Source organism: Burkholderia sp. AU45274 (assembly GCF_030482505.1).
In the GTDB taxonomy this organism is placed as follows: Bacteria; Pseudomonadota; Gammaproteobacteria; order Burkholderiales; family Burkholderiaceae; genus Burkholderia.
Map to the genome: position 1 here is coordinate 235,903 of NZ_JAUJQE010000008.1, position 26,341 is coordinate 262,243.

General features: G+C 70.2%; 32 protein-coding genes and 1 pseudogene. 12 read left to right on the top strand and 21 right to left on the bottom strand.

What is annotated here, in order from left to right; translation table 11 throughout:
* Positions 1-123 precede the first annotated feature (123 nt).
* The 4 genes and pseudogenes from QZM35_RS26975 to QZM35_RS26990 form a co-directional block, all read left to right on the top strand.
* A pseudogene (locus tag QZM35_RS26975) lies at positions 124-303 on the top strand (MgtC/SapB family protein); the annotation flags it as partial.
* The gene (locus tag QZM35_RS26980) at positions 300-638 is read left to right on the top strand and encodes a hypothetical protein (protein ID WP_301777162.1); all 339 of its coding nucleotides are present in this window, start codon (positions 300-302) and stop codon (positions 636-638) included. The pseudogene QZM35_RS26975 and the gene QZM35_RS26980, both read left to right, overlap by 4 nt.
* A complete protein-coding gene (locus QZM35_RS26985; RefSeq protein ID WP_301777163.1) occupies positions 635-2,833 on the top strand; it encodes a VTT domain-containing protein in 2,199 nt (732 codons plus the stop codon). The genes QZM35_RS26980 and QZM35_RS26985 overlap by 4 nt, the downstream gene beginning before the upstream one ends.
* Entirely contained in the window at positions 2,824-3,633 is an 810-nt protein-coding gene (locus tag QZM35_RS26990; protein ID WP_301777164.1) for an endonuclease/exonuclease/phosphatase family protein, read from the top strand. The genes QZM35_RS26985 and QZM35_RS26990 overlap by 10 nt, the downstream gene beginning before the upstream one ends.
* Before the next feature lie 177 nt (positions 3,634-3,810).
* Here the strand turns inward: QZM35_RS26990 and QZM35_RS26995 are convergent, their stop codons facing one another.
* The gene (locus tag QZM35_RS26995; protein ID WP_089429306.1) at positions 3,811-4,068 is read right to left on the bottom strand and encodes a hypothetical protein; all 258 of its coding nucleotides are present in this window, start codon (positions 4,066-4,068) and stop codon (positions 3,811-3,813) included.
* A gap of 111 nt (positions 4,069-4,179) precedes the next feature.
* On the opposite strand from QZM35_RS26995, the gene QZM35_RS27000 reads away from it, so the two are divergent.
* Complete coding sequence (locus QZM35_RS27000) at positions 4,180-5,430, top strand: phosphatidylserine decarboxylase family protein (RefSeq protein ID WP_301777165.1); 1,251 nt, start codon at positions 4,180-4,182, stop codon at positions 5,428-5,430.
* A 142-nt stretch (positions 5,431-5,572) separates the two neighbouring features.
* Here QZM35_RS27000 and QZM35_RS27005 read toward each other — a convergent pair whose 3' ends face one another.
* From QZM35_RS27005 to QZM35_RS27075, 15 genes are all read right to left on the bottom strand, one after another.
* Entirely contained in the window at positions 5,573-6,121 is a 549-nt protein-coding gene (locus tag QZM35_RS27005; RefSeq protein WP_301777166.1) for a type 1 glutamine amidotransferase domain-containing protein, read from the bottom strand.
* Positions 6,122-6,394: 273 nt separating this feature from the next.
* Positions 6,395-6,778: a DUF3022 domain-containing protein gene (locus QZM35_RS27010; protein WP_089430082.1), complete on the bottom strand. Its 384-nt coding sequence runs from the start codon at positions 6,776-6,778 to the stop codon at positions 6,395-6,397.
* Between the two features lie 69 nt (positions 6,779-6,847).
* Positions 6,848-7,237, bottom strand: coding sequence for a hypothetical protein (locus QZM35_RS27015; RefSeq protein ID WP_301777167.1), 390 nt, complete (start codon positions 7,235-7,237; stop codon positions 6,848-6,850).
* 153 nt (positions 7,238-7,390) lie between these two features.
* Positions 7,391-10,132, bottom strand: coding sequence for a DNA ligase D (ligD, locus tag QZM35_RS27020; RefSeq protein ID WP_301777168.1), 2,742 nt, complete (start codon positions 10,130-10,132; stop codon positions 7,391-7,393).
* Between the two features lie 24 nt (positions 10,133-10,156).
* On the bottom strand, positions 10,157-11,158 hold the full coding sequence (locus QZM35_RS27025; protein WP_089429303.1) for a Ku protein: 1,002 nt from the start codon (positions 11,156-11,158) through the stop codon (positions 10,157-10,159).
* Between the two features lie 39 nt (positions 11,159-11,197).
* Positions 11,198-11,701, bottom strand: coding sequence for a DUF421 domain-containing protein (locus tag QZM35_RS27030; protein WP_089434108.1), 504 nt, complete (start codon positions 11,699-11,701; stop codon positions 11,198-11,200).
* Positions 11,702-11,713: 12 nt separating this feature from the next.
* The gene (gene katE / locus QZM35_RS27035; protein ID WP_301777169.1) at positions 11,714-14,008 is read right to left on the bottom strand and encodes a catalase HPII; all 2,295 of its coding nucleotides are present in this window, start codon (positions 14,006-14,008) and stop codon (positions 11,714-11,716) included.
* Positions 13,948-14,334: a DUF3022 domain-containing protein gene (locus QZM35_RS27040; RefSeq protein ID WP_089429300.1), complete on the bottom strand. Its 387-nt coding sequence runs from the start codon at positions 14,332-14,334 to the stop codon at positions 13,948-13,950. The genes katE and QZM35_RS27040 overlap by 61 nt, the downstream gene beginning before the upstream one ends.
* Positions 14,331-14,492, bottom strand: coding sequence for a DUF1328 family protein (locus tag QZM35_RS27045; RefSeq protein WP_006767422.1), 162 nt, complete (start codon positions 14,490-14,492; stop codon positions 14,331-14,333). Before QZM35_RS27045 ends, QZM35_RS27040 begins: the two co-directional genes overlap by 4 nt.
* Positions 14,493-14,538: 46 nt before the next feature.
* On the bottom strand, positions 14,539-14,727 hold the full coding sequence (locus QZM35_RS27050) for a DUF3008 family protein (protein ID WP_039371381.1): 189 nt from the start codon (positions 14,725-14,727) through the stop codon (positions 14,539-14,541).
* A gap of 417 nt (positions 14,728-15,144) precedes the next feature.
* On the bottom strand, positions 15,145-15,654 hold the full coding sequence (locus QZM35_RS27055; RefSeq protein ID WP_089429299.1) for a DUF892 family protein: 510 nt from the start codon (positions 15,652-15,654) through the stop codon (positions 15,145-15,147).
* A gap of 112 nt (positions 15,655-15,766) precedes the next feature.
* On the bottom strand, positions 15,767-16,084 hold the full coding sequence (locus QZM35_RS27060; RefSeq protein WP_301777170.1) for a hypothetical protein: 318 nt from the start codon (positions 16,082-16,084) through the stop codon (positions 15,767-15,769).
* Positions 16,085-16,109: 25 nt separating this feature from the next.
* A complete protein-coding gene (locus tag QZM35_RS27065; protein ID WP_089429297.1) occupies positions 16,110-16,421 on the bottom strand; it encodes a hypothetical protein in 312 nt (103 codons plus the stop codon).
* Positions 16,418-16,645, bottom strand: a complete 228-nt coding sequence (locus QZM35_RS27070) for a hypothetical protein (RefSeq protein ID WP_174971354.1) — start codon at positions 16,643-16,645, stop codon at positions 16,418-16,420. The genes QZM35_RS27065 and QZM35_RS27070 overlap by 4 nt, the downstream gene beginning before the upstream one ends.
* Before the next feature lie 184 nt (positions 16,646-16,829).
* Positions 16,830-17,135 carry a hypothetical protein gene (locus tag QZM35_RS27075; protein ID WP_089429295.1) on the bottom strand — a complete coding sequence of 102 codons (306 nt, stop codon included), beginning with the start codon at positions 17,133-17,135 and terminating at the stop codon, positions 16,830-16,832.
* 176 nt (positions 17,136-17,311) lie between these two features.
* Here QZM35_RS27075 and QZM35_RS27080 point away from each other — a divergent pair, with 176 nt between their 5' ends.
* From QZM35_RS27080 to QZM35_RS27090, 3 genes are all read left to right on the top strand, one after another.
* Positions 17,312-17,566 carry a hypothetical protein gene (locus QZM35_RS27080; RefSeq protein WP_089434103.1) on the top strand — a complete coding sequence of 85 codons (255 nt, stop codon included), beginning with the start codon at positions 17,312-17,314 and terminating at the stop codon, positions 17,564-17,566.
* A 79-nt stretch (positions 17,567-17,645) separates the two neighbouring features.
* On the top strand, positions 17,646-18,077 hold the full coding sequence (locus tag QZM35_RS27085) for a CBS domain-containing protein (RefSeq protein ID WP_039371315.1): 432 nt from the start codon (positions 17,646-17,648) through the stop codon (positions 18,075-18,077).
* A 91-nt stretch (positions 18,078-18,168) separates the two neighbouring features.
* On the top strand, positions 18,169-18,651 hold the full coding sequence (locus QZM35_RS27090; protein WP_089429293.1) for a PRC-barrel domain-containing protein: 483 nt from the start codon (positions 18,169-18,171) through the stop codon (positions 18,649-18,651).
* A gap of 117 nt (positions 18,652-18,768) precedes the next feature.
* On the opposite strand, the gene QZM35_RS27095 is transcribed toward QZM35_RS27090, so the two are convergent.
* Complete coding sequence (locus tag QZM35_RS27095; protein WP_089434102.1) at positions 18,769-19,662, bottom strand: LysR family transcriptional regulator; 894 nt, start codon at positions 19,660-19,662, stop codon at positions 18,769-18,771.
* Positions 19,663-19,855: 193 nt separating this feature from the next.
* Here QZM35_RS27095 and QZM35_RS27100 point away from each other — a divergent pair, with 193 nt between their 5' ends.
* Together QZM35_RS27100 and QZM35_RS27105 are read left to right on the top strand one after the other, a co-directional pair.
* Complete coding sequence (locus tag QZM35_RS27100) at positions 19,856-20,125, top strand: DUF4148 domain-containing protein (protein ID WP_301777171.1); 270 nt, start codon at positions 19,856-19,858, stop codon at positions 20,123-20,125.
* A gap of 38 nt (positions 20,126-20,163) precedes the next feature.
* Entirely contained in the window at positions 20,164-21,375 is a 1,212-nt protein-coding gene (locus QZM35_RS27105; RefSeq protein WP_089429290.1) for an MFS transporter, read from the top strand.
* 30 nt (positions 21,376-21,405) lie between these two features.
* On the opposite strand, the gene QZM35_RS27110 is transcribed toward QZM35_RS27105, so the two are convergent.
* Positions 21,406-21,882: a response regulator gene (locus QZM35_RS27110; RefSeq protein WP_089434100.1), complete on the bottom strand. Its 477-nt coding sequence runs from the start codon at positions 21,880-21,882 to the stop codon at positions 21,406-21,408.
* Between the two features lie 195 nt (positions 21,883-22,077).
* On the opposite strand from QZM35_RS27110, the gene QZM35_RS27115 reads away from it, so the two are divergent.
* Both QZM35_RS27115 and QZM35_RS27120 read left to right on the top strand, forming a co-directional pair.
* A complete protein-coding gene (locus QZM35_RS27115; RefSeq protein WP_301777172.1) occupies positions 22,078-22,737 on the top strand; it encodes a UdgX family uracil-DNA binding protein in 660 nt (219 codons plus the stop codon).
* Positions 22,734-24,014 (top strand): NRAMP family divalent metal transporter, encoded by a 1,281-nt coding sequence (locus QZM35_RS27120; RefSeq protein WP_301777173.1) that lies wholly within the window; start codon positions 22,734-22,736, stop codon positions 24,012-24,014. The genes QZM35_RS27115 and QZM35_RS27120 overlap by 4 nt, the downstream gene beginning before the upstream one ends.
* A gap of 82 nt (positions 24,015-24,096) precedes the next feature.
* Here the strand turns inward: QZM35_RS27120 and QZM35_RS27125 are convergent, their stop codons facing one another.
* Genes QZM35_RS27125 through QZM35_RS27135 form a run of 3 tightly spaced genes read right to left on the bottom strand, consistent with a single transcriptional unit; the run spans position 24,097 to position 26,256 of the window.
* Positions 24,097-24,705: a DUF892 family protein gene (locus QZM35_RS27125; protein WP_301777174.1), complete on the bottom strand. Its 609-nt coding sequence runs from the start codon at positions 24,703-24,705 to the stop codon at positions 24,097-24,099.
* A 57-nt stretch (positions 24,706-24,762) separates the two neighbouring features.
* Positions 24,763-25,368: a DUF4142 domain-containing protein gene (locus QZM35_RS27130; RefSeq protein ID WP_301777175.1), complete on the bottom strand. Its 606-nt coding sequence runs from the start codon at positions 25,366-25,368 to the stop codon at positions 24,763-24,765.
* A gap of 30 nt (positions 25,369-25,398) precedes the next feature.
* Positions 25,399-26,256 carry an SDR family oxidoreductase gene (locus QZM35_RS27135; protein WP_089429285.1) on the bottom strand — a complete coding sequence of 286 codons (858 nt, stop codon included), beginning with the start codon at positions 26,254-26,256 and terminating at the stop codon, positions 25,399-25,401.
* Positions 26,257-26,341: the final 85 nt, after the last annotated feature.

Genomic DNA, 26,341 nt, shown 5'->3' on the forward strand with positions numbered 1-26,341 from the left:
CGTCGAAGCGCCGCCGGCCACGGCTCGTACCCATCGGAAGGAGGACACGTCATGATCGGCCCTCTCGAACTGCTCGGACGCCTGCTGCTGGCGGCGTTGCTCGGCAGCGTGATCGGGCGCGAGCGCGTGCGCGTGAAGCGGTTCATCGTCCAGCAATCGGACGACGATCCCGACACCGACAACATTTCGGTGTCCTTCTCGCGCACGAGCGGCCCGGAGTTCGACGCCATCTGCGAGACGCTGAAAAACCTCGCCTGCGTCCGCGCCTGTCGACCCGAGTCCTCGTCAAGGAGTTTCGCGTGACCCAGACCCAATTGCCCGCTTATCTCGTGACGCGCCGGCTTGCCCCCCGCATGAGGTCGGGCGCGGGGTTCACCACCGGCCGACCGATCGACACGCTGCGTTCGGGGCTCGCGCGTCATCACGCCGAATGCGGGTGCCTCGGGCAAATCCGCATCGCACACGCAACGACGACGCTCGCGCAAGGCATCGACGACGTCGCCGTCATGCGCGGCAGTGGCGCCCCCGGCAAACGCGTCCGGCTCGATGCGCATTCGCCCGGGCGGCGGGCACCGCGTGCGCGCCGCGATGCGCGGCTGACGCACCTCGACGGCGACCGGGAGGCCGGTACCCGATGACCGTGGCGGATCGCACGACACGCGCCGACGAGACGACCGTCGACGCCACGCAGGCGAGCGACATCCCGCGGCACGGCCTGCTCGAACGCGGCCGCAACTGCGACACGATCCGCGCCGCGGACCGCTTCACGATGCTCGTCGACGGCGATGCGTACTTCTCGACGCTGCGCGCCGCGCTGCTGCGCGCACGCCATACGGTGTTCATCGTCGGCTGGGACGTCGACAGCCGGATGCGGCTCGCGCCGGGCGGCCCCGACGACACGCTCCCCGACACGCTCGCGGCATTCCTGCACGCGCTGGCCGCCCGGCGGCACAACCTGCGCATCTATGTGCTCGCGTGGGATTTCGCGATGATCTACGCGCTGGAGCGCGACTGGCCGCCCGTGTATCGCGCCGGCTGGCGGGCCCATCGCGGCATCGTGTTCCGGCTCGACGGCGCGCATCCGCGCGGCGCATCGCATCACCAGAAGCTGGTCGTGATCGACGACCGGCTCGCGTTCGTCGGCGGCCTCGACCTGACGCGCGCGCGCTGGGACACACCGGCGCACGCGGCCGGCGACCCGCGCCGCCACGACGAAGACGGCACGCCGTACGCGCCGTTTCACGACGTGCAGGCGATGTTCGACGGCGACGCGGCGGCCGCGATCGGCGAGCAGGCGCGGGCGCGCTGGCGGCAGGCGTGCGGCCGCCCGATCGCGATCCGCGCGCAACGCCACCTCGAGCGGCCGGACGGCGACGATCCGTGGCCGCCCGGCACCCGCGTCGACGTGCGCGACGTGCGGCTCGGCATGGCCTGCACGGCGCCGCGCCACGACGGCCGCGAGCCGGTGCGGCAGGTGCGCGCGCTCGTCGAGGACACGATCCGTGCGGCGCGCCGGCACCTGTATGTCGAAAACCAGTATTTCACCGCGGCGGTCGTGCGCGAAACGTTGTCCGCGCGCCTCGCCGACGCGCACGGGCCCGACGTGACCGTCGTCGCGCCGCGCGTGCAGAGCGGCTGGCTGCAGGAAGCGACGATGGGCGTGCTGCGTGCGCGGCTGCACGCGGCGCTCGTGTCGGCGGACCACTTCGGCCGCTACCGCCTTCTGTATCCGCACGTCGACGGGCTCGGCGACGCGTGCGTGAACGTCCACAGCAAGCTCGCGATCGCCGATGACGAATGCCTCGTGATCGGCAGCGCGAACCTCAACAACCGTTCGATGCTGCTCGACACCGAATGCTGCGTCGCGCTCGTCGCGGCCGGCGATGCGCGCATCCGCGCCGCGATCGCCGCGCTGCGCGAGCGGCTGCTGGCCGAACATCTCGGCACGGCGCCCGCGGCCGTGGCCGATGCATTCGCGCGCACCGAGCGGCCGAACACCGCGCTCGACCGGTTGCGCGCGAAGCCGGGCCGCACGCTGCGCACGCTCGACCCGGCCATCGCGCCGCAACTCGATGCGCTCGTGCCGGTCAGCGCGCGGCTCGACCCCGAGCAGCCGATCGAACCCGACCGGTTCGTACGCGAGTTCGTGCCGCACGACCGCCATCGCCCGCTGACCGCGCGGTTTCTCGCGCTCGGCATGGCCGTGCTGCTGGTCGCCGCGCTCGCGCTCGCCTGGCGCTTCACGCCGCTCGGCGAACGGGTGAACGTCGCGTCGCTCGCGCATGCGCTGGCCACGCTCGCGCAACGGCCCGCCGCGCCTGCGCTGCTGCTGGCCGGCTACGTGGTCGCGGCCACCTTCGCGGTGCCGATCACGCTGCTGATCACCGCGACGGGGCTCGTGTTCGGCGCGTGGCCGGGCGTGGCCTACGCGGCCGTCGGCACGATGGCGGCCGCGGCCGCGAATTACGGGATCGGCCGCTGGCTCGGGCGGGACGCCGTGCGCCGGCTCGCCGGCGCACGCGCGAACCGGCTCAGCGAGCACATCGGCCGGCGCGGCGTGCTCGCGATGGCCGTGCTGCGGCTGTTGCCGATCGCGCCGTTTACCGTCGTGAACCTCGTCGCCGGCGCGTCGCATATCGGCCTGCGCGACTACCTGGTCGGCACCGCGATCGGCATGCTGCCCGGCCTCGTGCTGACCGTCACGTTCGCGCACCAGCTCACAGCCGCGCTGAGCCATCCCCGGCCCGGCGCGTTCGCGTGGCTCGCGGCGATCGGCCTCGCACTGGTCGGCATCTCGGTGCTGCTCGTCAGGGTGTTGCGACGATGGCGCTGAGCACGCATGCGGCGCCGCCGCCGCAAGTCATCGCCGCCGACGACGCACCGGCCGCCGCGCCGGGCGGACGCGACTGGCGGATCGCGACGTACAACATCCGCGGCGGCTACGGCGCGTGGCCGGCGCGCGCGGCCGACCGGATCGCGGCCGTGATCGACGAACTCGACGCGGACGTGATCGCGCTGCAGGAAGTCCCGCTCGGCGGCACGCGCGCGCCCGACGTGCTTGCGCACCTGCGCGACGCGACCGGCATGCATGCGGTGGCCGGCCCGACGATCGACACGCCGGAGCGCCGCTACGGCAACGCGGTGCTGTCGCGCTGCCCGATCCGCGCGGCACGCACGCTCGACCTGTCGTTTCACTCGCGCGAACCGCGCGGCGCGCTCGACGCCGACATCGATTGCGGCGCGCTCACGCTGCGCGTGGTCGCGACCCACCTCGGGCTGTCGGCGAGCGAGCGCAGCGCGCAGGTGCAGCGCCTGCTCGCGGCCTTCGACACGGGGGCGATGCCGGTGATCCTGCTCGGCGACATCAACGAATGGTTCGTGCGCGGCCGGGCGCTGCAGGCGCTCGTCACGCGGTTCCGGCGCGCGCCGGCGCCGCGCACGTTCCCGACCGTCTACCCGGTGTTCTCGCTGGACCGGATCTGGATTCATCCGGGCGAATGGCTGGTCGACGTGGTCGTGCACCGCAGCGCCCGCGCGCGGCATGCGTCGGATCACTACCCGCTCGTCGCGCGGATGCGGCTGCCGGGTGACACGAAAGGGGTCGCCACGCTGCGCACGTTCGATTCACGGTGAACGGTTTCGACAACGCAGGGCGCGCGCATGTGAACCGGCAAACTCGCCGGAACGGAGGACGCGTCATGACGCGCACGTGTGCCGTGTGCCGTGTGCCGATGACGAACCCGTTTGCACTTCATGTGCCGTTGCGCACGTCCGTGCCGTCACATCGCGCGGACGGGCCGCACTTGAACTTCACGACCACTCTTCCGGCGGCAACGCCCCGCCGTCGTCCTCCCACAACGGCTGGCCCGTCTCGCCGCCGCTGCCCGCGATCACCGTCCCGCGCGTCGTTTGCTGCTTCCGGGCCGCCCGCGTGCCACGCGACGTCGCGCTTGCGTGGCGCGTGCGTGTGGGCGCCACGGTGTGCTGCGCGCCCCCGCGCCCGTCGCCCGTCGATTCGGTCTTCGTCTTCGTTTTCGTCTTCGGCCGTCCAGTTGAAGCCACGCTCATGATCTTCTCCGATACGAATGAACCAGCAAGCCGATCCGCAAGATCGGTGCCCCTTCCAGGCAGGCGGATTGCTCCTTGCATCGGTTCCTGATCATCGCCCCGGAGACAACGATGCCGACCGACCTCAACCCGCCGCCACCCGAGCGCCATCGGCTCGGCGAATGGATGGCCCGCGAAGAAGCGCACATGGCCGCGTTCCGCGAAAAAATCGCGGCCGCGGCCCGCGCGCATGCCGGCGACCGGCTGCGTACGCCGGCCGTGCAGGAACTCGCGCGGCTGTTCGACGACCACGCGGTGCTGCGCATGACGCTGGTCCGCGCGATCGATGAAGCGGTCGAATCGGGCCGCCGGCTCGGCTATACGTCGATCGACGAGTTGATGACCGTCCTGGATCACCTGATGGCCTACACGCCGCCGTTCAGCGACGCGAGCCTGATCGTGTGCCCGATCAATGCCTTTCTCGACTGGCCGATGTGCATGCCGTCGGGCCATGCGCTGTTTCGCGACGCCGCCGTCAACGCGCATCTGCAGAACGTGCTGAACGTATGGTGCGGCTTCCTTGGCGGCCCGCATTCGCGCGCGCATCTCGACACGTCGGCGCCCGACGGCTGGTTCTGCGACGCGGCGCGCGAGCGCATCGGGTTGTCGCAGTTCCAGTATCACGACGACCAGCCGCACGGCGGCTTCACGTCGTGGAACGACTTCTTCACGCGGCGCTTTCGTGACGGCGCGCGCCCGGTCGCGGCGCCCGACGATCCGCACGTGATCGTCAGCGCGTGCGAGGCCGCGCCGTACCACGTCGAATCGAACGTGAAGCTGCGCGACCGGTTCTGGATCAAGGCGCAACCGTATTCGCTGCGCGACATCTTCACGCCGGCCCGGCTGTCGCTCGCCGAGCGCTTCGTCGGCGGCGACCTGTACCAGGCCTATCTCAGCGCGTACAACTACCACCGCTGGCACGCGCCGGTGCGCGGGGTCGTCACGCATGCGTACCGGGTTCACGGCACCTACTACTCGATCGTCGAGGCGGAAGGCCCCGACCCGGCCGGGCTGAACGACTCCCAGGGGTACACGACGGCGGTCGCGACGCGCGCCGTGGTCGCGATCGCCTGCGACGATCCCGGCATCGGCACCGTTGCTGCGGTGTTCGTCGGCATGGGGGACGTGTCGTCCTGCGTGATCGACGTCGTGCCGGGCCAGCGCGTCGACAAGGGCGACGAGATCGGTTATTTCCAGTTCGGCGGCTCGACCTGCTGCCTGTTGTTCGAAGCCGGTGTGATCGACCGGTTCGTGTACGCGCCGCCGTTCGACCACGACGCTGCCGTCGTGAACGTCAATTCACCGGTCGCGATCGCACGGTGAGTCGCACGTGCGTCGGGCTTGCAGGCTCGACGCACGCCGGCTAGCGGTGCAATGTTTTCAACGGTTTGTAATGCCGCGGAACGTCGGTGGATCGTCGATCCGCGTGACACGACGCATGACGCATGGCGCGCCCGCCACGGGTTCACGCCGCCCGTGGCGCCAGGGAATCGATCAGCGCGCCGTTGAAGGCCGGCAGGTCGTCCGGCTTGCGGCTCGTGATGAACGGGCCGTCACGGACGACCTCCTGGTCGACCCACTTGCCGCCCGCATGACGGATATCGTCCTGAAGGCTCGGCCAGCTCGTCATCGTGCGGCCTTCCACGAGGCCGGAAGACACGAGCAGCCAGCCCCCATGGCAGATCGCCGCGACCGGCTTGCCGGCCCCGACGGCCGCCGTCACGAACTCGCGCGCGGCCGGCACCATCCGGATCGCGTCGCCGTTCACGACGCCGCCGGGCAGCACGACCGCGTCGTAATCGCCCTCGCGCGCCTCGTCGAACGTGCGGTCGACCTTCACGCGCGCGCCCTTGTCGACGTGCCTGACGCCCTGGATCTCGCCACCCTTCTCCGAAATCACGTCGACCTGCGCGCCTTCCGCCGCGAGCGCGCGCTGCGGTTCGACGAGTTCGGCTTCCTCGAAGCCGTCGACCGCGAGGATCGCCACCTTGCAATGAACCAGCCTTCCGCTCATGAAGCCCTCCGTCAGTGACGCGGCACACGTCGTGCCGCGCCGGTTTCGCAGCAAGCGGCGTGCCGTTTCCGCCCACGGGACGCGCCCACCGTCAGGGAACGGTTTCGCGCCGCGCGGGCGGCTGATCGCGTTCGACAAGGATCCGAGGGCGATCGAGACGGCGCAGGGCATCGAGGATGCGCGCCCGGCACGCGGATTTCCCGCATGCAAGGGCCGATGCCGTCCGGGTGGCGACCGCCGCCTGCGAACCGTTAGACGCCGTCGAGCAACCCGCTACTGCAGGTGACTCGCCGCATCCAGCATCGCGTCGGTCACTTCGATCGTGAGCGTCAGGCTCTCATCGGTATCGGGCACACGGTCGAGCATCGCCTGCACCGTGTCATGCAAAATCGCATGCACGCGCATCCGCGTGCCGTCGTCGAGCGCCGCATACCGCTCCATCGTGTCGCTGTCGAGCGCCAGTTCGACCGCATGCCGCGCGTATTCGGGCGGCGCATCGGCCGTCAGCGCCCAGGTCGAGTGGAACTTGATCCTGCCTGTGGCCACGTCGACATGGACCGTCGTATCGAGATCGTCCGCTTCGGTCGCGTCGCCGTCGATCTCGTCGAAGTCATCGATCTCGTCGTTCTCCCGCCGGTTCCGGGAATTGGATTGCATGATGCCCTCCTGTGTCATGGCGGCGTGCCCGTCCCGGGAAACCTCGCCGCCTTCGTCGGCACGGCGCCGTCAATAGCCGCTGGAACCCGCGCTGCCTGCCCCGCCGGCACCGCCGCCGCCCGTGCCCGTCGACCCGGGCGAGCCGCCGTTGCCGGCGCCGGTGCCGCTGCCGCCCGCGCCGTTGGGGCCGCCCGGCTTCACATGGCCGGCCGATCCGCTGTGCGAACGCGAGCCTTGTGTCGCACCCTGCCGCTGCACGGGTGCAGGCGGAGGCGGTGCGGCCGTATTGCCGTTGGTGCCCGGCGTCGACATGTCCATCGACGGATTCGGCGCGCCGGTGCCCTCGTCCGGGCGCTGCGAGTTCTGCGCCCATGCGGCCGGCGCGGCCGCGATGATCGCGACAGCCGCGCATACCAGCACGCGCGGCGCGACACACTTCGATTCGGATACCGATTTCATGAAGTTTTCTCCCTGATAGAGACCACGTGATGGAAATTCCTGCCCCTTCCTTTCAGCAAGGCCCATGCCGCGGTCAGCACGCGTGCTGGCTTTCATGTCGACATCGCCGCCGAAAAACGGGCACCCCCATCCGCAGCATCGGCGTTGACGCATTCACGTTTCAGCGCCCAGCCGCGCACGCATCGACGCGGTGATGCGCTGCCGCGCGTGCGCATAGCCTTCCCACGGATCGCGTTTCAACGCATCGAGGCGTTCGCGCAGCGTGTCGATCGTCCATTGCGCACCGCCCGTCGTGTCGGGCACCTCGTCCCAGTCGAGCGGCACCGATACGCCCATGCCGGGCCGCGCGCGCACCGAATACGCGGCGATCGTGCTCGCGCCGCGGCCATTGCGCAGGTAGTCGACGAAGATCTTGCCGCGCCGGTGGCGCGGCCCCATCGTCGCCGTGAAACGGTCGGGCAGCGCGCCCGCGACGTGCTGCGCCACCGCGCGCGAGAAATCCTTCACGTCGTCCCAGCCCGCATGCCGCGTGAGCGGCACGACGACGTGCAGCCCCTTGCCGCCGCTCGTCTTGCAGAACGACGCGAGGCCCAGCTCATCGAGCAGCCCGCGCACGAGCTGCGCGGCGTCGATCATCGCGCGCCACGGCAGCGCCGGATCGGGATCGAGGTCGAACACGATGCGGTCCGGCCGCTCGATGTTCGACGCGTGCGCATTCCACGTGTGCAGCTCGACCGTGCCCATCTGCGCGGCGCCGAGCAGCGCGTCGACGCTGTCGATCGACAGCAGCGGCCCGTGGCCGGGATCGAGCCCTTCGTGCTGCGTGACGAACGGGATCTCGCGGCGCTCGGCATGCTTCTGGAAGAACAGTTCGCCGGCGATGTCGGCCGGGGCGCGCACGAGCGACACGGGCCGGCCTTTCAGGTCCGGCAGCAGCCACGGCGCGACCCATTGCCAGTAGTGCGCGAGATCGATCTTGCGCGTGCCGCTTTGCGGATCGAGCACCCGATCGGGATGCGTGATGCGCACGCGGCCGACGCGATCGGCGGCGGCCGCGCGCTGCGTATCGCCGGCAGACGCGGCCGCGCGCGCGCCATGCTTGCGGCCGTGCGCCGTATCGGTAGGTGGGGCATGCGAGGATGCGCCATGCGCCGCGCGGGTTTCGTTCATCGTCGCCTCCGTTTCGGCTGGCCGCGGCACTTCGCGGACGATCTGCCGCGCCGGCTTGTCTTCGCGCAGCGCGATGAACGCCGCCTGCCGCACGATGCCGTCGCTCGTCCATTCCGCGAATTCGCATTCGGCGACGAGCGTCGGCTCGACCCAGTGGACGCGCGTGCGGGACCGTTCGCGCGGCGGCGGGTCGAACGGCGTCGTGCCGCGTTCGTGCTGGCGCAGCGTCGCAGCGAGCCGGTCGAGCAGACGCGTATCGAACCCGGTGCCGACCCGGCCGACATAGCGCAACGGCGGTTTGCCGCGTGGCCGCTTGCCGCCCGCGGCCGGTTCGTACACGCCGAGCAGCAACGCGCCGAAGCCGTGCCGGCTGCCCGACGGCTCGGTATAGCCGCCGATCACGAACTCCTGCCGCCGCCGGCATTTCAGCTTGATCCACGCGGACGAGCGGCCACCGCGATAGCGTGAATCCGCGCGCTTGCCGATCAATCCTTCGAGCCCCGTGTCGCACGCGCTCGCGATCAGCGACGCGACGTCGTCGCCGAGATCGGGCGAGTAGCGCAGCCGTGCGGGATCGCTACCGGCGAGCAACGGTTCGAGCAGCGCGCGTCGCGCGGTGAGCGGCGCATCGCGCAGGTCGTATCCGTCGAGAAACGGCAGGTCGAACACGAACAGCGTCACCGCGTCCGAACGGCCCGCGCCGAGTGCGTTCTGCAGCGCCTGGAAATCGGGCAGCCCGTGCTCGCCCAGGACGACGGCCTCGCCGTCGAGCCACGCGTTGTCGACCTCGAGCGCCGCGAGCGCGTCGCGCTGCATGCGCAGCTTCGCGGTCCAGTCGCGACCTTCGCGCGTCATCAGCGTGACGTGCCGGCGCGCACCGCCGCCCGCGATCCGGGCCAGGATCCGGTATCCGTCGAATTTCACTTCGTAGCGCCAATCATCGTGCGCGGGCGGGGCATCGACGAGCGTCGCGAGTTGCGGCGTCACGCGCTCGGGCAATGCCGCGCGCACCGCGCCTTCCACCTGCGACGGATCGATCGCCGTCGTGCGCGCCCCGCCGTCATGCGGCGGGCGGGCAGGCGCCTTGCGCGCCGCCTTTGTCCGGCCGACATGCACGCTGCCCGGCTGCTGCGCGACGACATCGAAGCTGGCCGCATCGCGCGCGTCGTCGTCGCGCTCCTTGATCAGCAGCCATTGCTCCTGGCGCCCCTGCTGCCGCCCGCTGCGCACCAGCGCCCAGCCGCCGTGCAGCTTCGTGCCGTCGAGCCGGAACGTCAGCTTGCCCGCGCGGTAGCCGTCGCGCGCCCGGGCAATGCCGCCGTCGGGCGTCCAGGTGCCCTCGTCCCACACGGTGACCGAGCCCGCGCCGTAGTGGCCGGCCGGGATCTCGCCTTCGAACGACGCATATTCGAGCGGATGATCCTCGACGTGCACGGCCAGCCGCTTCACCGACGGGTCGACGCTCGGCCCTTTCGGCACCGCCCATGACTTGAGCGTGCCGTCGAGTTCGAGACGGAAATCGTAGTGCAGCCGCCGTGCGTGATGTTCCTGGATCACGAAGCGCAGCGGCCGGGCGGTGCGCGCGGAGGGTCGCGCTTTTTGCGCCTTGTGCGCCTTCTGCACGCTCGCATCCGCGTGCGCGCGCCGCCGCCCGTGCGCTCCCTCGGGTTCCGGCGTCGCATCGAAGCGGCGCTTGCTGCGATAGGGTTCGAGCTTCCCGGCCATCGCGTCACCCTCCTTCCCGCGCCGTCACGCGGCGTGCTTGCGGCGCACGGCGGCCTTCTTCGCCGCGTGCGTGCCGGTCGCGCCGTGCTTCGCGGCCGCGCGCTTCGCCGGTGCCTTCGCCGTGCCTTTCGCGGACGTTTTCGCCGCCGGCTTGCGCCGCGCGCCCGTCGATGGCGAAGGCGAAGGCGCACGGGCCTCCTCGTCGTCGTCCGCGCGCGCGGCACGCGCACCACCGCCGCCCTTCAGGCTGCGCTTGAGCAGCTCGGTGAGATCGACCACGTTGGTCGCCGTGCGCGCCGTCTGCGCGGGCCGGTCCTCGATTTCCTCGATGCGGCCCGCGCGCACCTTGCGCTCGACCAGCTCGAGGATGTCGTCGCGGAACGTGTCGTGATACTCGTCGGGCGTCCAGGAGCCCGACATGTCGTCGATCAGCTTCTTCGCCATCGCGAGTTCGCGCGCACTGACGCCCGCGCGCTTCGCGTCGTCGGCCGGCACCGACAGTTCGTCCAGCGGCCGCAGTTCCTCCTGCCAGCGCAGCGTATCGAGCGCGAGCAGCGGCCCGACCGGAATCAGCGCGCCGAGATGCTGGCGGTCGCGCATCACGACGTGCGCGATGCCGATCTTGCCGCTGTCCTTCAGCGCGTCGCGCAGCAGCGCATAGACCTTCTCGCCCTTGCGGTCGGGCACGAGGTAGTACGGTGTGTCGAGATACAGGAACGACACGGCATCCTCGTCGACGAACGTGACGATGTCGACGGTCTGCGTCGACTCGGGGTTCGCCGCGCGGATCTCGTCGTCGGTCAGCACGACATAGCGCTCCTTCTCGTACTCGTAGCCGCGCACGATGTCCTCGCGCGTGACTTCCTTGCCGGTGCGCTTGTTGACCTGCCGATAGCCGACCGGGTCCATCGAGCGCTTGTCGAGCAGCCGGAACGACGGCTTCACGGTGCGCGTGGCCGGGAACAGCTGCACGGGCACGTGAACGAGCCCGAAGCTGATCGCGCCTTTCCAGATCATGCGTGTCATCGATGTCCTCCTTGCGGCGTCCGTCGCCGCGCGCAGCCGTCAGGGCCTTCGGCAACGGCTGCGCCGCACGATGCTGACGTGGCCGTTGCGCTCCAGGATCGCCGCGTCGACGTCCGACAGGTCGTCCGCGCCGAGCGCCTGACGCACGCTCTCATGGACGTCCGTCGGCGTGATCAGCGCCGCGCGCATCTGCGCGTCGTCGAAGCGGCCGTTGCGATACACCTCGCGCTCTGCGCCGACCAACAGCCGCTCGAGCCGGCGCGAGCGTACGCAGGCCCAGCCGATCACGCGATGCAGCAGCGCGATCGCGAGCGACGCGGCCACCGTCGCGACGAACGGCGACGCACCGACCACCGCGCGGCTCAGGATCGCGCCGAGCAGGATGCCGACCACGTAGTCGAACGGCGAACGCTGGCCGAACGCGCGCCGCCCGGCGATGCGGATCAGCACCAGCGCGATCGCGAACACGACGATCGCCCGCAGCACCATCTGCCCGGGGTCGAGCATCCGGCCCTGTCCGAACAGCGCGACGACGACGTCCATGATCGCGTGGCGCTAGGCCGGCAACTCGGCGGCCTGCTGCTCGCGTGCCCAGACGCGATGGCGGCCGAGGTGGTCGGACAGGTCGTTCAGGACTGCGTCGAGATCGACGGCCTGCCCGACGCACACGCCTTCGGCCGGGTCCGGCAGGTGCGCGGCGCTCAGCAATTGCCGCCCGGACCCGACGGCCGCGATCGGCTTCAGGTGCTTGAACGCTTCGCGCACGAAATGCCGCGCGTCGGCGCTGTGCGCGAGGTCGCGGCCGTCGCCGTCGCCGCCGCACACGAACACCGCGTCGAACATCACCGACGGCATGCCGGCCAGCGTCGCCTGCGGCACGATGCTGCCGATCGGCGCCAGCGTCGGCGCGACGATCGTCGGCACCGCATGCGCGGCCAGCAGCGCATCGCGCACCTGCTGGACGAGCGCCTGGCTCGTGCCGGCGGTCGCGATCAGCGCGATCTTGCGCGACCGGATGCCGGGCTTCGCGCGGCCGATCAGGCTCAGCGCCGGCGAACGCTGCGCGACTGCCGGCGTCGCGCCGCCGTGCGGCGCGGGCAGCCCGAGCCGTTCGGCCACCTGCGCGGCCAGCCCCGCGTCGAAGCGGGCGATGATGTCGTTGACCACCCGCTCGCGAATATGCGGCTGCGTCACCTTGCCGAGCTCGAAGCAGTAGGCGTCGCGGATATGCCGCTGCTCGATCTCGGTCATGCTCTGGTAGAACAGCGCGGCCTGCGAGAAATGATCGGCGAACGTCTCGCTGCGCACGCGCACCTTGTCGCCTTCGAGCGGCTCGTGCACGGTCTCGAAGCCGCCGCCGGCCGGCGCGGGCGGCGTCTCGCGCGGCCAGCCGCCGCTCGTCGAATTCGGTTCGTACGACGCCTGCCCGACGTTGATCGTCTGCCGGTGCATCGCATCGCGCTGGTTGTTCGCGAACGGGCACACCGGCCGGTTGATCGGGATCTCGTGGAAGTTCGGGCCGCCGAGCCGGCTCAATTGCGTATCGGTGTACGAGAACAGGCGCCCCTGTAGCAGCGGATCGTTCGTGAAGTCGATGCCGGGCACCACGTGCCCCGGATGAAACGCGACCTGCTCGGTCTCCGCGAAGAAGTTGTCGGGATTGCGGTTCAACGTCATCCGGCCGATGGGCCGCACCGGCACCAACTCTTCCGGCACCAGCTTGGTCGGGTCGAGCAGGTCGAAGTCGAACTTGCCGGCATCGGCCGGATCGATCATCTGCACGCAGAGTTCGAATTCCGGATAGTCGCCGCGCTCGATCGCCATCCACAAGTCGCGCCGGTTGAAGTCCGGGTCATGGCCGGCGATCCGCTGCGCCTCGTCCCACAGCAGCGAATACGCGCCGCTCACGGGCCGCCAGTGGAACTTCACGAAACGCTCGGCGCCGGCCGCGTTCACGAAGCGGAACGTGTGCACGCCGAAACCGTCCATCGCGCGAAAGCTCGCGGGCAGCGCGCGGTCGGACATCAGCCACAGCACCATGTGGGTGGTTTCCGGCACCAGCGACACGAAATCCCAGAACGTGTCGTGCGCGGACGCGCCGGTCGGCATCTCGTTCGGCGCCTCGGGCTTCACCGCATGCACGAAGTCGGGAAACTTGATCGCATCCTGGATGAAGAACACCGGCATGTTGTTGCCGACGAGGTCGTAGTTGCCCTCTTCGGTATAAAACTTCACCGCGAAGCCCCGCACGTCGCGCACGGTGTCCGCCGAGCCGCGCGGCCCCTGCACCGTCGAGAAACGCACGTACACCGGCGTTTCGGCGGCCGGGTCCTGCAGGAACGCGGCCTTCGTGTAGTCGGCCATCGGCTCGTACACGCGGAACACGCCGTGCGCGGCCGAGCCGCGCGCATGCACCACGCGCTCCGGAATGCGCTCGTGATCGAAATGCGTGATCTTCTCGCGCATGATGAAGTCTTCGAGCAGCGACGGGCCGCGCGGGCCGCCGCGCAACGTGTTCTGGTTGTCGGCGATCCGCACGCCCTGGTTGGTGCGCAGCGCCTCGTGGTCGGGCCGCGAGCGGTGCTCGTCGAGCTGGCGCGATTTCGCGCTGTCCTGCGGCTGGGCGGGCGGCGTCTTGCCGGATGAGGGGGAATGGGTCATCGATCGGGTCCTCGTGGCGTTCGGAAGGGTATCCGCCGCGCGCGCGCCGCTTGGCTGCGGCGCGCACGGGCGGACGGCAGGAAAACCGGCACGGCCGGGCGCGACCGCCCCGCCGGCCGGCGGGGGTTTCAGGGTGCGCGCAATGCTGCGTCGAGTTCGGCACGCGTCACGTCGAGCGCGACGTTGCACTCGATCGCCGCATCGTCGACGCGCGGCTTGCGTGCGTCCACCGCGCGCCGCGCGTGGTCGCACAGACGGGTGCGCACGCGCAGCCGTTCGGCCGCGTCGAGCGACGCATAGCGGGTGATCACGTCCGGGTCGAACCGCAGGTCGACCGCGCAACGCCAGTCGCGCGCGCTTGCGTCGGCCGGCACGCGCACCCACGACACCTGGATGGTCAGCCGCCCGGACGCGTCGTCCGCATGCACGACGACGGTCGATTCCGACGGGAAACCGTTCGCGAGCGCATGCTCGAGTTCCGCGATGCGCTGCGACCGGTCGGGCGTGACGCTCATCGTCGGACGACGCCCAGCAGCAGCGTGACCAGGAAGATCACCACGAAGATGTAGAACAGGATCTTCGCGATCTCCGCCGCGCCGGCTGCGATGCCGCCGAAACCGAACACGGCCGCGATGATCGCGATGATGAAGAAGATGATGGCGTATCGAAGCATGGAACCCTCCTGGATGACAGCGGTCACCGGTACGTATCGGCGTCGATCAGGCGTCGTGCTTGTGTTTCGGTTTGCCGTGGGCCGGCGTGGAAGCCATTTTCTCGAGCTCTTTTTCGCTCATCGACTTGGCCATCGACTTCGAAGGCGGTTTGAGGTCCTTCATTTTCGTCTCGCCGCGCTTGGCCGACAGGGCGGCCCCGGCGGCGCGTTGCTGGGCCTGCGATTTGGCTGGCATGGTCGTGCTCCTCTCGTGGGTGCGCGCATCGCGGCAGGCGGTGGCACGCACGCGGTTGAACGTGGTCGAACGTGGTCGAGTGCGGTCGAATCGCCCGGCCGTCACGCCGCGTCGCCGCACCGCGGGCCGGCTCGCGAAGAGCGTCATCGCCTGGCGATCCTTCGCCACGGTGCCACGCGCAAGAACGATGCCTCGGCCGCGTGGCCCCGGCGAAGCCCGCCTCGAAAGCGGCCCGGCGGGTCGATTCACGGTTGACCGTCTGCATGCCTCATGCATTGAGCGTGCCAGCTCGTCGAAGCGCGTCCGTGGCGGGTTCGCCCTGCATGTCGCCGCGAGCGGGAGCGGATTATTTACAAGCCGACGGCAAGTTTTGGACACGCATTCCGTAAGCCGGGAAGCCTGCCGGATCGTCGGCCGTCATCGCTTCGCATCGATGCGATCGACGGCCGAACGATCGAGAAAGGCAGTCGTCAGTGCCGGCAGGTGGCGCAGCAGCCACGCGGCCAGGCTGCGCTCCTGTTGCAGGATCCGTTCGCAACATGCGTGGATCTCCGCTTCGCCGGCTGCCTGCGCGGCCGCGGCGAGCGCCGTATACGCGGCGATCTCGACGTGCGCGAACGCATAACCGGCCAGCGCTCCCTTCACCACTTCGTCGACGGCCAGCATGCCGGTCGCGATCCGGCCATACGCGGCAATGCGCGCGGCCAGGTCCTTGATCGCGGACGGCGTCGTGCCGAGCCGCATCAGGCACGCCTCGACGAGCGCCTGCTGGCCGATCGTGTCGTCGAGATGCCGGCGCAAGCGATCCTGCAGTTGCGGATAGTGATCGAGCCGTTTCAGTTGCGCGGCGAGCAGCATCTCCGCCTGCCGCTCCATCGCATACGCATCGCGCAGCCAGTCTTCCAGGTGTTCGCGCGGATTCGCCATCGGTTTCCTCCGGCCGCATCGCGGGGCGGCATGCCGTGCGCCGCATCGGACGGCGCGCTGCACGGCGCACGCGATCCCGCGCGCATGCCGTGGGCGAGGTACGGGCGCCGGGTCAGTACTGCATCAGCGGCGGCGTGCCCGGCAGCGGCCGGTCGCCCTGCGCACCGTTCGCACCGTTCGCGCCGGTCGACGGCCCGTCGGCCGCCTCGCCGCCGGCCGCGCCCTGCGGCATCAGGGTGCCCGGCGCCGGGCGCGCATCGCCACGTGTATTCGCGTCGGGCATCGTCGTGGTCGACTGTGCGCCACGGCTGTCGGGTGGCGCCCCGCGGGCGCCGTAGGGGCCGTTCGCCGATTGCGTGCATGCGCCCAGCGCGCACGCGGCGGCGCACGCAAGGATGCCCATGCGCATCGTCTTCTGGATCGGGTTCATCGAAATCCTCCCTGTGACCGGCGTCTCATAGCCGGTTGAAATGGAAATCGCCGGCGTACGCGGTCGGGGCGCGACGCGCCATCATCGCGTCGAATTCCACCGCCACGCGCGTGAGCGCGCGGCGCTGCGAGTCGATGCCGGCCTGCTCGAGCGCGGCGAACGCGTCGGCGTCGAACGCCACGGTCAGCGACGCCGGATGACCGTCGACGCGAAAGCCGATATGCAGCGCGCCGAGCGGCTTTTCCTCGATATGGAACGGCATCGCGCGCGCCTCGAAATGGCGGCCGAGCGTTTCGGCGATGTCGCGCAACACGCCGGGTTTCACGCGGATGCTCATGGCGATGCCTCGTGGCGCGTTCGCGATACCGCGCCCATCGGCGGCGTATGCACGGGCGGCTCGCGCTCGGGCGGGGCATGCCCCGGTGGGTCGCCCTCGGGTTGCCGGTACGGCTCCGGCATGTCAGGGGGCACGTCGTCGGGATCGGGCGGTTCCGGATCCGGCCCGATGTCGGATAGCGGCGGTTCGGGCCGCTGCAACCACTGCGCTGGGTCAGGTGTCATCGGCACTCCTTCATTGCGGGGTCGGCGGGTCGACAGCGGGCGCGACCTTCGCCTGCCCAGGGTGCGCAAGCCCCATGCCGTCGTTCCCGTCACCCGCGTGTCCGCCGCCACGCGCACGCGGGTGCCGCAAACGGCCTGCCGTGCCTTCGCTACACCGTCCGCTGCAAATCTTGCAACGGCGCGGCTACGCGTCGAAAGCGGCCATCACGAGCCACAGCTCGCGGCCTTCATCGCGCACCTGCGCGGCGAGCGCATACGCATCGGACGGCTCGCACGCGCGCTGCAGCGCGAACCGCGCGGGCTCGGTCGAGCCGAACGTCTCGCCGCCGAGCGGCCTCACGTCGGCCTTGCCTTCGAACATCCGGCGCTCGGGCCGGTAGATCAGCGGTTCATGCTTCCATTCGTTGAAATGGCTCTTCAACGCATCGAATCCGCCGCCGCATACGTTGACCTCGTAGCGCACGCCCGGTCGTCGCTTCGGAATCGTCATCGCGCCTCCCGCTCGATATGCGCGCGGCCGGCACCGGTTGCGCCACGCGCCTGCGTCATCATCGTCATCGCCATCGCGGCAAGTCGCGTGCCGCGTGCGTCCGGCGCATCTCGGCGCCTACCGGGCATGGCCGTTGCGGATGGGACATGCCATCGGCATCGACATGGAGGCTTGCGATGAAGGATTCGACCCGGACCGGCCACGACGCGCCGGCACACGAACGGCAACCCGATCCGTCGCCGCCGCTCAAGCACCGCGACCGCGCGCGCACGCGCCATTCGGAACGCCATATCGACAAGCAGCTCGAGGACACGTTTCCCGCGAGCGACCCGCCCGCGACCGGCGGCGTCACGCGCATCGAGCCGGACACGCCGCCCGGCACGCACGACGAGGGGCCGTGGCAGGACAAGCGCGAACGCGGCGACGCATGAGCGCGCACGGCACGTGGGTTGCTGATTCTGTCGCGCCCATTTCGACCCATTGCACTACCGAACCCGTGAGGAGAATTTCATGCATCGCGTCAACGAAATCATGTCGCAGGACGTCGTGCACATCGCACCGACCGACTCGATCCGTCATGCCGCGCAACTGATGGAGCGCTACGACGTCGGCGCGCTGCCCGTGTGCGACAACAACCGGCTGATCGGGATGGTGACGGACCGGGATCTCGCGGTGCGCGCGATTTCGGCCGGCAAGCCGCCGGAGACGCGCATTCACGAAGTCGCGTCGGGACCGATCGAATGGTGTTTCGACGACGATTCGCTGGACGAGATCCAGCACTACATGGCGGACGCACAACTGCGCCGCCTGCCGGTCGTCGATCACGACAAGCGGCTGGTCGGCATGCTGTCGCTCGCGGACATCGCGACGCGCATGGCCGGCCCCGAGCGGGACGATCTCGCGAACACGCTCGAAGGCGTGTCGCAACCGAAGCAGACGTGACGGAGCGATTCCCGCCCCGTCCCGACCACCCCGCGCGACCCGCAGGGCCCGCCCCGGGCACCGTCGCGCCCCATGCAGCCTGGAGGAAACCATGCAGACTTCCGATCAAGGTCAAACCCGCATCATCGGCAAGGGTGCCGCGACGGCGGCCGGCCCTGGCCCCGACGTGATGGCGGCCGATACGCTGGAAGGCGACAAGGTCTATACGACCGACGGCGACGATGTCGGCAAGATCAAGGACATCATGCTCGACGTGCGCTCCGGCCGCGTCGCCTACGCGGTACTGTCGAGCGGCGGCATCCTCGGCATCGGCGACAAGCTGCACGCGATCCCGTGGAGCGCGCTCACGCTCGACACCGAGCGCAAATGCTTCCTGCTGTCGGTGTCGTCCGAGCGGATCCGCAACGCACCGGGGTTCGACAAGGACCACTGGCCGGCGATGGCCGATCCGCAATGGGCGACACCGCTGCACGAGTTCTACGGCAGCACGCCGTACTGGAGCGCCGGCGACGAACTCGGGCTGACCGACCCGACCGAGGAACTGAACGATCCGCGCTCACGCGACCGTCTCTGATCGCGCCATCGCGCTGCGCCGGTTCACCGGCGCAGCCGCGTCGAACGCCCCGCCCGCGCGGGGCGTTTTTCTTGCCGGCCGTCGCGGGGGCGGCCCGGACGCGACAGGCGACAGGCGCTACGCGCGATGCCGCAGCGCGTCGATCACGACGGTAAACGCTCGCGACGCCGGGCGGCGGCTCGGATAGTACGCGTGGTAGCCGGGAAAGACCGGGCACCAGTCCGGCATCACGATCCGCAGGCGGCCGTCGCGGACATGCTCCAGCACGATGTCCTCGGTGACGAACGCGATGCCGAAGCCGTCGAGCGCCGCCTGCACCATGTGCGGCTGCGTGTTGCAGGTGATTCGGCCGTTCACGCGCGCCAGCACGTCGTTCCTGCCCTTCTTCAGCTCCCACGCATAGAGGCCCTTCGCGGTGGCGAGCCGCAACGTGACGCAATCGTGATCGAGCAGGTCCTGCGGCTTTTTCGGCGGCTTGCGGCCGTCGAGATAGGCCGGCGACGCGACCATCGCCATCCGGACATCCGGGCTGATCCGCACTGCGATCATGTCCTTCGCCACCTGGTCGCCGTAGCGCACGCCGATGTCGTAGCGCTCCTCGACGATGTTCGACAGCCCGTAATCGACCGACAGCTCGATGCGGATATCCGGGTAGTCGGGCAGGACCTGCCTGAGCTTCGGCCAGATGATCGTGTCGATCGGATGCTCGGTGGCGGTAATGCGCACCACGCCGGCCGGCTTGTCCCGGAAATCCGACAGCGCGGCCAGTTGCGCGGTGATCTCGTCGATGCGCGGGGCCACCGCCTGGAACAGCGCTTCGCCCGCGTCGGTCGTCGACACGCTGCGCGTCGTGCGCGTCAGCAGCCGCACGCCGACCCGCGCCTCGAGATCGCGAATGGTATGGCTCAGCGCCGACTGCGACACGCCGAGCCGCGTGGCCGCGCGCGTGAAGCTGCGCTCGCGGGCCACCGCGAGAAACACGAGCAGGTCGTTCAGATTTTCGCGCGCCATGTCGAAACGCTCCGGTGGGACGGACGCCCATCGTAGCACCGCCCGCGGCGATTCATCAGTTTGGCTCATGAGTCCAAGCGTGCCGCGCTACTTAATCGATCCGCGACGAATCACTAGACTGCGAAGCCATCGACCCGATGCGTCGCGGCAGCGCCCGGACGCTCGGACTACCCGCATTCCGGAGCCCAACCTCATGACTACCCGCTTTCTCACCGCCGTCGCCGCCACTGCCGCGCTGGTCGCGTCCGGCTCGCTGTTCGCGCAATCCGCACCGGGCCTGACGCGCGAGCAGGTCCGCCAGGACATGCAGCGCTACGAGGCCGCCGGCTTCAATCCGGCGCGCATGAACCCGCGCAGCTGGGTCGACGACGCCCAGGCCGCCGCGGCCCGGGTGCAGGCCGGACGCGCCGACGACGCGCACACGCAGCTCGCCGTGCACGACGCAACGACGCGTTGCGACTGAGCGCGCGACCCACTCCTTTCTCCGATCCGGTTCCCGACATGCCATCCGTCTCCACCCCCGATCGCGGCACGGCGCCTGACGGTGCGGCCGCATGGGGCGCCGTCCTCGCGATGTCGCTCGGCGCGTTCGCGCTGGTCGCTTCCGAGTTCATGCCGGTCAGCCTGCTCACGCCGATTGCAGGCGACCTGCACGTCAGCGAAGGCCAGGCCGGCCAGGCCATCTCCGTATCGGGCGCGTTCGCGCTGGTCACGAGCCTGTTCATCGCCTCGCTCGCCGGCCGGCGCGATCGCAAGCCGTTGCTGCTGGTGCTGACCCTGCTGACGATCGTGTCCGGCACGCTCGTCGCGTTCGCGCCGAACTACGCGGCGTTCATCGCCGGCCGCGCCCTGATCGGCGTGGCGATCGGCGGCTTCTGGTCGATGTCGGCCGCCACCGCGATGCGCCTCGTGCCGGCACCGCACGTGCCGCGCGCGCTGGCGATCGTGAATGGCGGCAACGCGCTGGCGACCGTCGTCGCGGCCCCGCTCGGCAGCTTTCTGGGCGGCATCGTCGGGTGGCGCTGGGCGTTCTTCTGCGTCGTGCCGGTCGCCGCGATCGCATTCGGCTGGAAGCTCGTCAGCCTGCCGTCGATGCAGTCCGCGCCGCGCCGCGCGTCGGCCAACGCGCTCAGGCTGCTGGCCCGGCCGCCGGTCGCGCTCGGCATGGCCGCGGTGAGCGTGTTCTTCATGGGCCAGTTCACGCTGTTCACCTACCTGCGTCCGTTCCTCGAAACCGTCACGCACGCGGGCACCGTCACGCTGTCGCTGCTCCTGCTCGTGATCGGCGTCGCGGGTTTCGCGGGCACGTTCCTGATCGGCGGCGTCCTCGAACGCGGGCTCTACCGGACACTCGTGGCCACGCCCGCACTGATGGCCGCGATTGCGGCGGCGCTGATGGTGTTCGGCGGCTCCACGGCGGCCACCGCCTGCCTGCTCGGCGCCTGGGGGCTGCTCGGCACCGCGGCGCCGGTCGGCTGGTGGACGTGGCTCGCCCGGACGCTGCCGCACGATGCGGAAGCCGGCGGCGGGCTGATGGTGGCTGTCGTGCAACTCGCGATCGGGCTCGGCGCGACGATCGGCGGCATGCTGTTCGACCTGCACGGCTACCGTGCGACCTTCGCGATGAGCGCGGCGCTGCTCGCGTTCGCCGGCGGGCTGGCCGTCGTCGCGGGCCGGTCCGCCCGACATGCCGCCACGCGCACCGGCGGTTGATGCCTGCGCCGCGCCCCCCCGACGGCTTTTTTACAAGCACCGTGTAACCGCCCCGTCCGGCGTCGCGCGGCCGCTCGCCGCGTCCAGATAGCCCAGCAGCCGGTGCGGCGTCAGCGGCTTCGCGCAGTGCGCGTCGAACCCGGCTTGCTTCGCCGCCTCGCAGTCGCGTCGCGACGCGAGCCCGCTGCACGCGACGAGCAACATGTCGCCGGTGTGCGGATCACCGCGCAGCCGCGCAGCCAGCTGCAGCCCGTCGAGGCCGGGCATCGCGATATCGAGCACGACCGCGAACGGCTGCCAGTCGCGTGCGATCGCACAGACGGCGAACGGATCGACGGCAATACGGCATTCGAAGCCGCGCGCCTCGAGCAGCAGGCGCAGCGCATCGGCGGCGTCGCGATAGTCGTCGACGATCAGCACGCGACGCGGGCGCCTCGGCACGCTGTCGGGGGCGCGCCACAGCAGCACGTCGTCCGCGGCCGGATCGTCGCCGGGATCGGGAAGCATCGCGTTTCTCCTGTCGTTGACACCGCCTCCACGCAAACCCCGCGCCCGTCCCGGCCGATGCGGAACGGCGGTTGCTGCACAGGGACGAATCGTCGTACCGGAGCCCTTCATGCGCGTCACGCTGCGCTTTCGTTTCTGTCCCGCCCCGCTGGCGTGGGCGACCTGCCGCGCCCCGGGCCGCACGGGCGTCGTCACATGACGCGCCATCCGCCGCCCGCCGACGCCGACGCACCGGCGACACTCGGCGCGTGCCGCCGCTGCGCGTTGTGGGAGCATGCGACCCAGCCGGTGCCCGGCGCCGGCCCCGTCGACGCGACGATCATGCTGGTCGGCGAGCAGCCGGGCGACCAGGAAGACCGCCAGGGATTGCCGTTCGTCGGCGCGGCCGGGCGCATGCTGGACCGCGCACTCGATGAAGCCGGGATCGAGCGCGCGCACTGCTATCTGACGAACGCGGTCAAGCACTTCAAATGGGAGCCGCGCGGCAAGCGCCGGCTGCACAAGACGCCCGCGCAACGCGAGGTGGCCGCGTGCCGCTACTGGCTCGAACGCGAACTCGATGCGGTACGGCCGCGCGTCGTCGTCGCGCTCGGCGGCACCGCGTTACGCGCGCTGCTGCAAGACAACGATGCGACGCTCGAGGCCGCGCGCGCGCCGATTCGCACGGCGCAAGGCCTGCTCGTCGTCGCGACCTATCACCCGTCGTACGTGCTGCGCACGCGCGGCGCCGATTCGCGCGAGCATGCGTACCGGAGGCTCGTCGACGCGTTGCGCACCGCATCGCGCCTGGCCGGCGAACCCGACCGCGACCTCGATCGCGACAACCGGCCCGGCGCACGCGGAGGCACCCGATGAGCGCACCGGGCGACGACGCGCGGCCGGCCGCGGGCGCCGCGCCGCGCACCGCGACACCGTGGTACCGGCGGCTCGGCCCCGGCCTGCTCACGGGGGCGTCCGATGCCGATCCGAGCAACATCGCGGTCTACGCGCAGGCCGGCAGCCAGTTCGGCTTCAACATGCTGTGGATGATCGTCGTCACGCTGCCGATGATGGTCGCCGTGCAGCTCGCGTCGGCGTTCATCGGACGCCGCAACCGCGCGGGCCTCGTCGCCGCCATCCGCGAGCACTTCTCCGACCGGCTCGCCAAGACGCTGATCGTGATGGTCGCGATCGTCAACGTCGTCAACGTCGGCGCCGATCTCGCGGCGATGGGCGACGCGACCGCGCTCGTCGCGGGCGGCCACAGCTACTGGTACGCCCCGGTCTACGGAATCGCCTCGCTCGCGCTGCAGGTGACGCTGTCGTACGAGCGCTATGCGCGCTGGCTCAAATGGATGACGCTCGGGCTGATCGCCTACGTCCTCGAACTCGGCTTCGTGCCGATCGACTGGCACGGCGTGATGCATGCGATCGTGCTGCCGAGGATCGAATTCACGCACGCGTATGCGACGACCACGGTGGCCGTGCTCGGCACGACGCTGAGCCCGTACCTGTTCGTGTGGCAGGCCGCGCTCGAAGTGGAGGAAACCGCATCCGGGCCACCCGACACGCGCCGCGAGACCGAGCGGCGCGTCACGTTCGACACGTGGGTGGGCATGATCGTCACGAACGCGGTGTCGTTCTGCATCATGGTGATCGGCGCCGCGGTGTTCTTCGCGCGCGGCCGGCACGACATCGGCACCACCGCGCAAGCCGCCGAGGCGCTGCGGCCGATCGCCGGCGAAGCCGCGTTTCTCGTGTTCGCGTTCGGCATCGTCGGCTGCGGGCTGCTCGCGATTCCCGCGTTTGCGGGTAGCGCCGCGTACGGCTGCGCGGAAGCGTGGCGGTTCCGCGAAGGGCTGAACGAGCCGGTGCGGCGTGCGCCCGCGTTCTATGCGGTGCTGGCGCTGTGCGTGATCATCGGCATCGTGATCTGCGTGAGCCCCATCGATCCGATCAAGGCGCTGTACTGGAGCGCGGTGCTCAACGGGATCGCGGCGGTACCGATGCTCGTGCTCGTGATGCTGCTGACGCACCGGCGCGAGGCGGCCGGACAACCCGGCAGCGGCATCGTGTCGAAAACGTTCGGCTGGCTGGCGGTCGCGCTGATGGCGGCGTCGGTCGTGACGATGGTCGTCGACCTGCTGACCTGAACCGCGCATCGTCCATTCATTGCGCCCGCAACTTTCGCGGCGCCGGGCCGGCCGCGTCGCGGCCATGCCCGGCCCGCCGCACTTACATCATCTTGCCGCGCGACTTTTCGGCGCGCGCTGCATCCGCCGCCGATTCAACCTTCTTCACTTCTTCCGGCGGCGGCAGCACCGCCTTGAAGCCCATCGACTGGATCCACATCTCGCGCGCCCAGCCCCGCGTGTGATACAGGTGATGATCCTCGTCGGCCTCGACCTCGTCGTGCGCGTCCTTCAGCGTCTTCGCGGCATCGCCCGACAGCTGGTCGGCCGCATAGCCGATCAGCTCCCAGTTCAGGTGATCCTTGGTCTCGGCGAGCACCATGCACTCGGCCGCGACGACCTGCGCGACCCCCGGGTCGGCCTGCTTCTGCGCCTGCTCGATCGTATGCACGAGCGCCTTGCCGATGGCCGCCACCGCGCTGCGGCCGGGCGTCTGCGCGTCGGGATCCATGCCGAGCGTCTCGAACACCTTGCGCAGCACCTCCTGGTGATGCAGCGTCTCGCGATGGTACTTCTCCCATTCCTTGTGCAGATCCTCGTCGGTCGCGCATTGCAGCGCGGCTTCGTAGATCTTCGCGCCGCCAAGCTCGGTTTCGTATGCCTGGCAGAGCAATTCGCGGATGCCTTCGTGTTTCGGTTGCCGATGGGCCATGACTGCCTCTCCAAAAAGACGGGCCGCACCCGCGGCCCGGGGTTGAACGGGCGCGCGTTACTGCGCGCCCACCTTGCGTTCGAGCGCCTGCGCCAGGCTCAGGTGATGCCGCAACGTCGGCAGCGTGGTGCTCGCGAACTCTCGCAACTGCGGATCCTTGCCTTCGCGCGCCTCGCCTTCGAACAGTGCGACGGCCTTGCTGTGTGCTGCCGGGCCGACCGCCGCGACGTACGCGACGTCGAAGTCGCGACCGTGCTTGCCGCGCAGCGCCTCGACGTCGGGATCCTGGATCTGCTCGACCTGCGGCTTCATGCCCTGGCGCGCGGCGATCTCGTTCAAGCGCGCATTCTCCTTGCCGTGATCGGCCACCATGCGCTGCGCGAAGGCGCGCACGTCCGGCGACTGCGCCTGCCGCAGCGCGAGCTGGCTCGCCTGCACCTCGGCCTTGCCGGCGATGGCGGCCTTGTCGACGAATTCCGCGTCGCCGCCTTGCGGCGCTTTCGCGATCATCGCGTCGCCCGCGCCCGACGACGAGTTGATCATGCTGCCCGGCACATGTGAATTCGATGCGGGCGGCTCGCTCGGCATCTGCGCGCGGGCGAGCCCGCCGGCGGCGAGCACGGCCGCGGCGCACGCCGCGAGCGTCCAGTTGGGTCGTTTCATGGGTTTCCTCCTTGCATGGGGCGAGAGACGTCAGCCGCCGACGATCGAGCCGCCGTTCGGATGCAGCGTCTGCCCGGTCATGTAGCTCGCGCCTTCCGACGCGAGCAGCACGTAGCAGCCGATCAGTTCGTCCGGCTGCCCCGGCCGCTTGAGCGGCACGTTCGCGCCGAACTTCGCGACCTGCTCGGCCGTGAACGTCGACGGAATCAGCGGCGTCCAGATCGGCCCGGGCGCGACCGCGTTGACACGGATGTCGCGTTCGGCCAGCTCCGCCGACAGCGACCGCGTGAACGCGACGATCGCGCCCTTGGTCGCCGAGTAGTCGGGGAGTGTCGGATTGCCGTGATACGCGGTCACCGATGCGGTGTTGACGATGCGTCCGCCGTGCTTCATGTGCGGCAGCGCGGCCTGCGTGCAGAAGAACATGCCGTACACGTTCGTGCGGAACGTGCGTTCGAGCTGTTCCTCGGTCACGTCCTCGATGCCCGGGCGCGGATGCTGTTCGCCCGCGTTGTTCACGAGCACGTCGAGCCGCCCGAGCCGCTCGACCGTGCGCGCCACCGCGTCGTACGCCTGCCGTCGGTCGCCGACGTCGCACATGATCGCCTCGCAACGCCGGCCGGCCTGCTCGATCAGCTGCTTCGTATGCGCGGCGTCGGCCGACTCCTTCAGGTAGACGATCGCGACGTCGGCCCCTTCCTTCGCGAAGCCGATCGCGACCGCGCGGCCGATCCCGCTGTCGCCGCCCGTCACGAGCGCGACCTTGCCGGCGAGCTTGCCGCTGCCGACGTAGTCGGCCGCATCGTCGCGCGGCTGCGGATGCATGTCGCGCTCGGTGCCCGGCTGGCGATCCTGGTGCTGGGGCGGCGGAGTCTGTGCGGTAGTCATGGGGGCGTTCCTCCCTGAACGGTGTCGTCATATGGCTCGCAAGCGGCGTGCCGCACCGGGCAACGCCGTCGTTGCGAGTGCCACG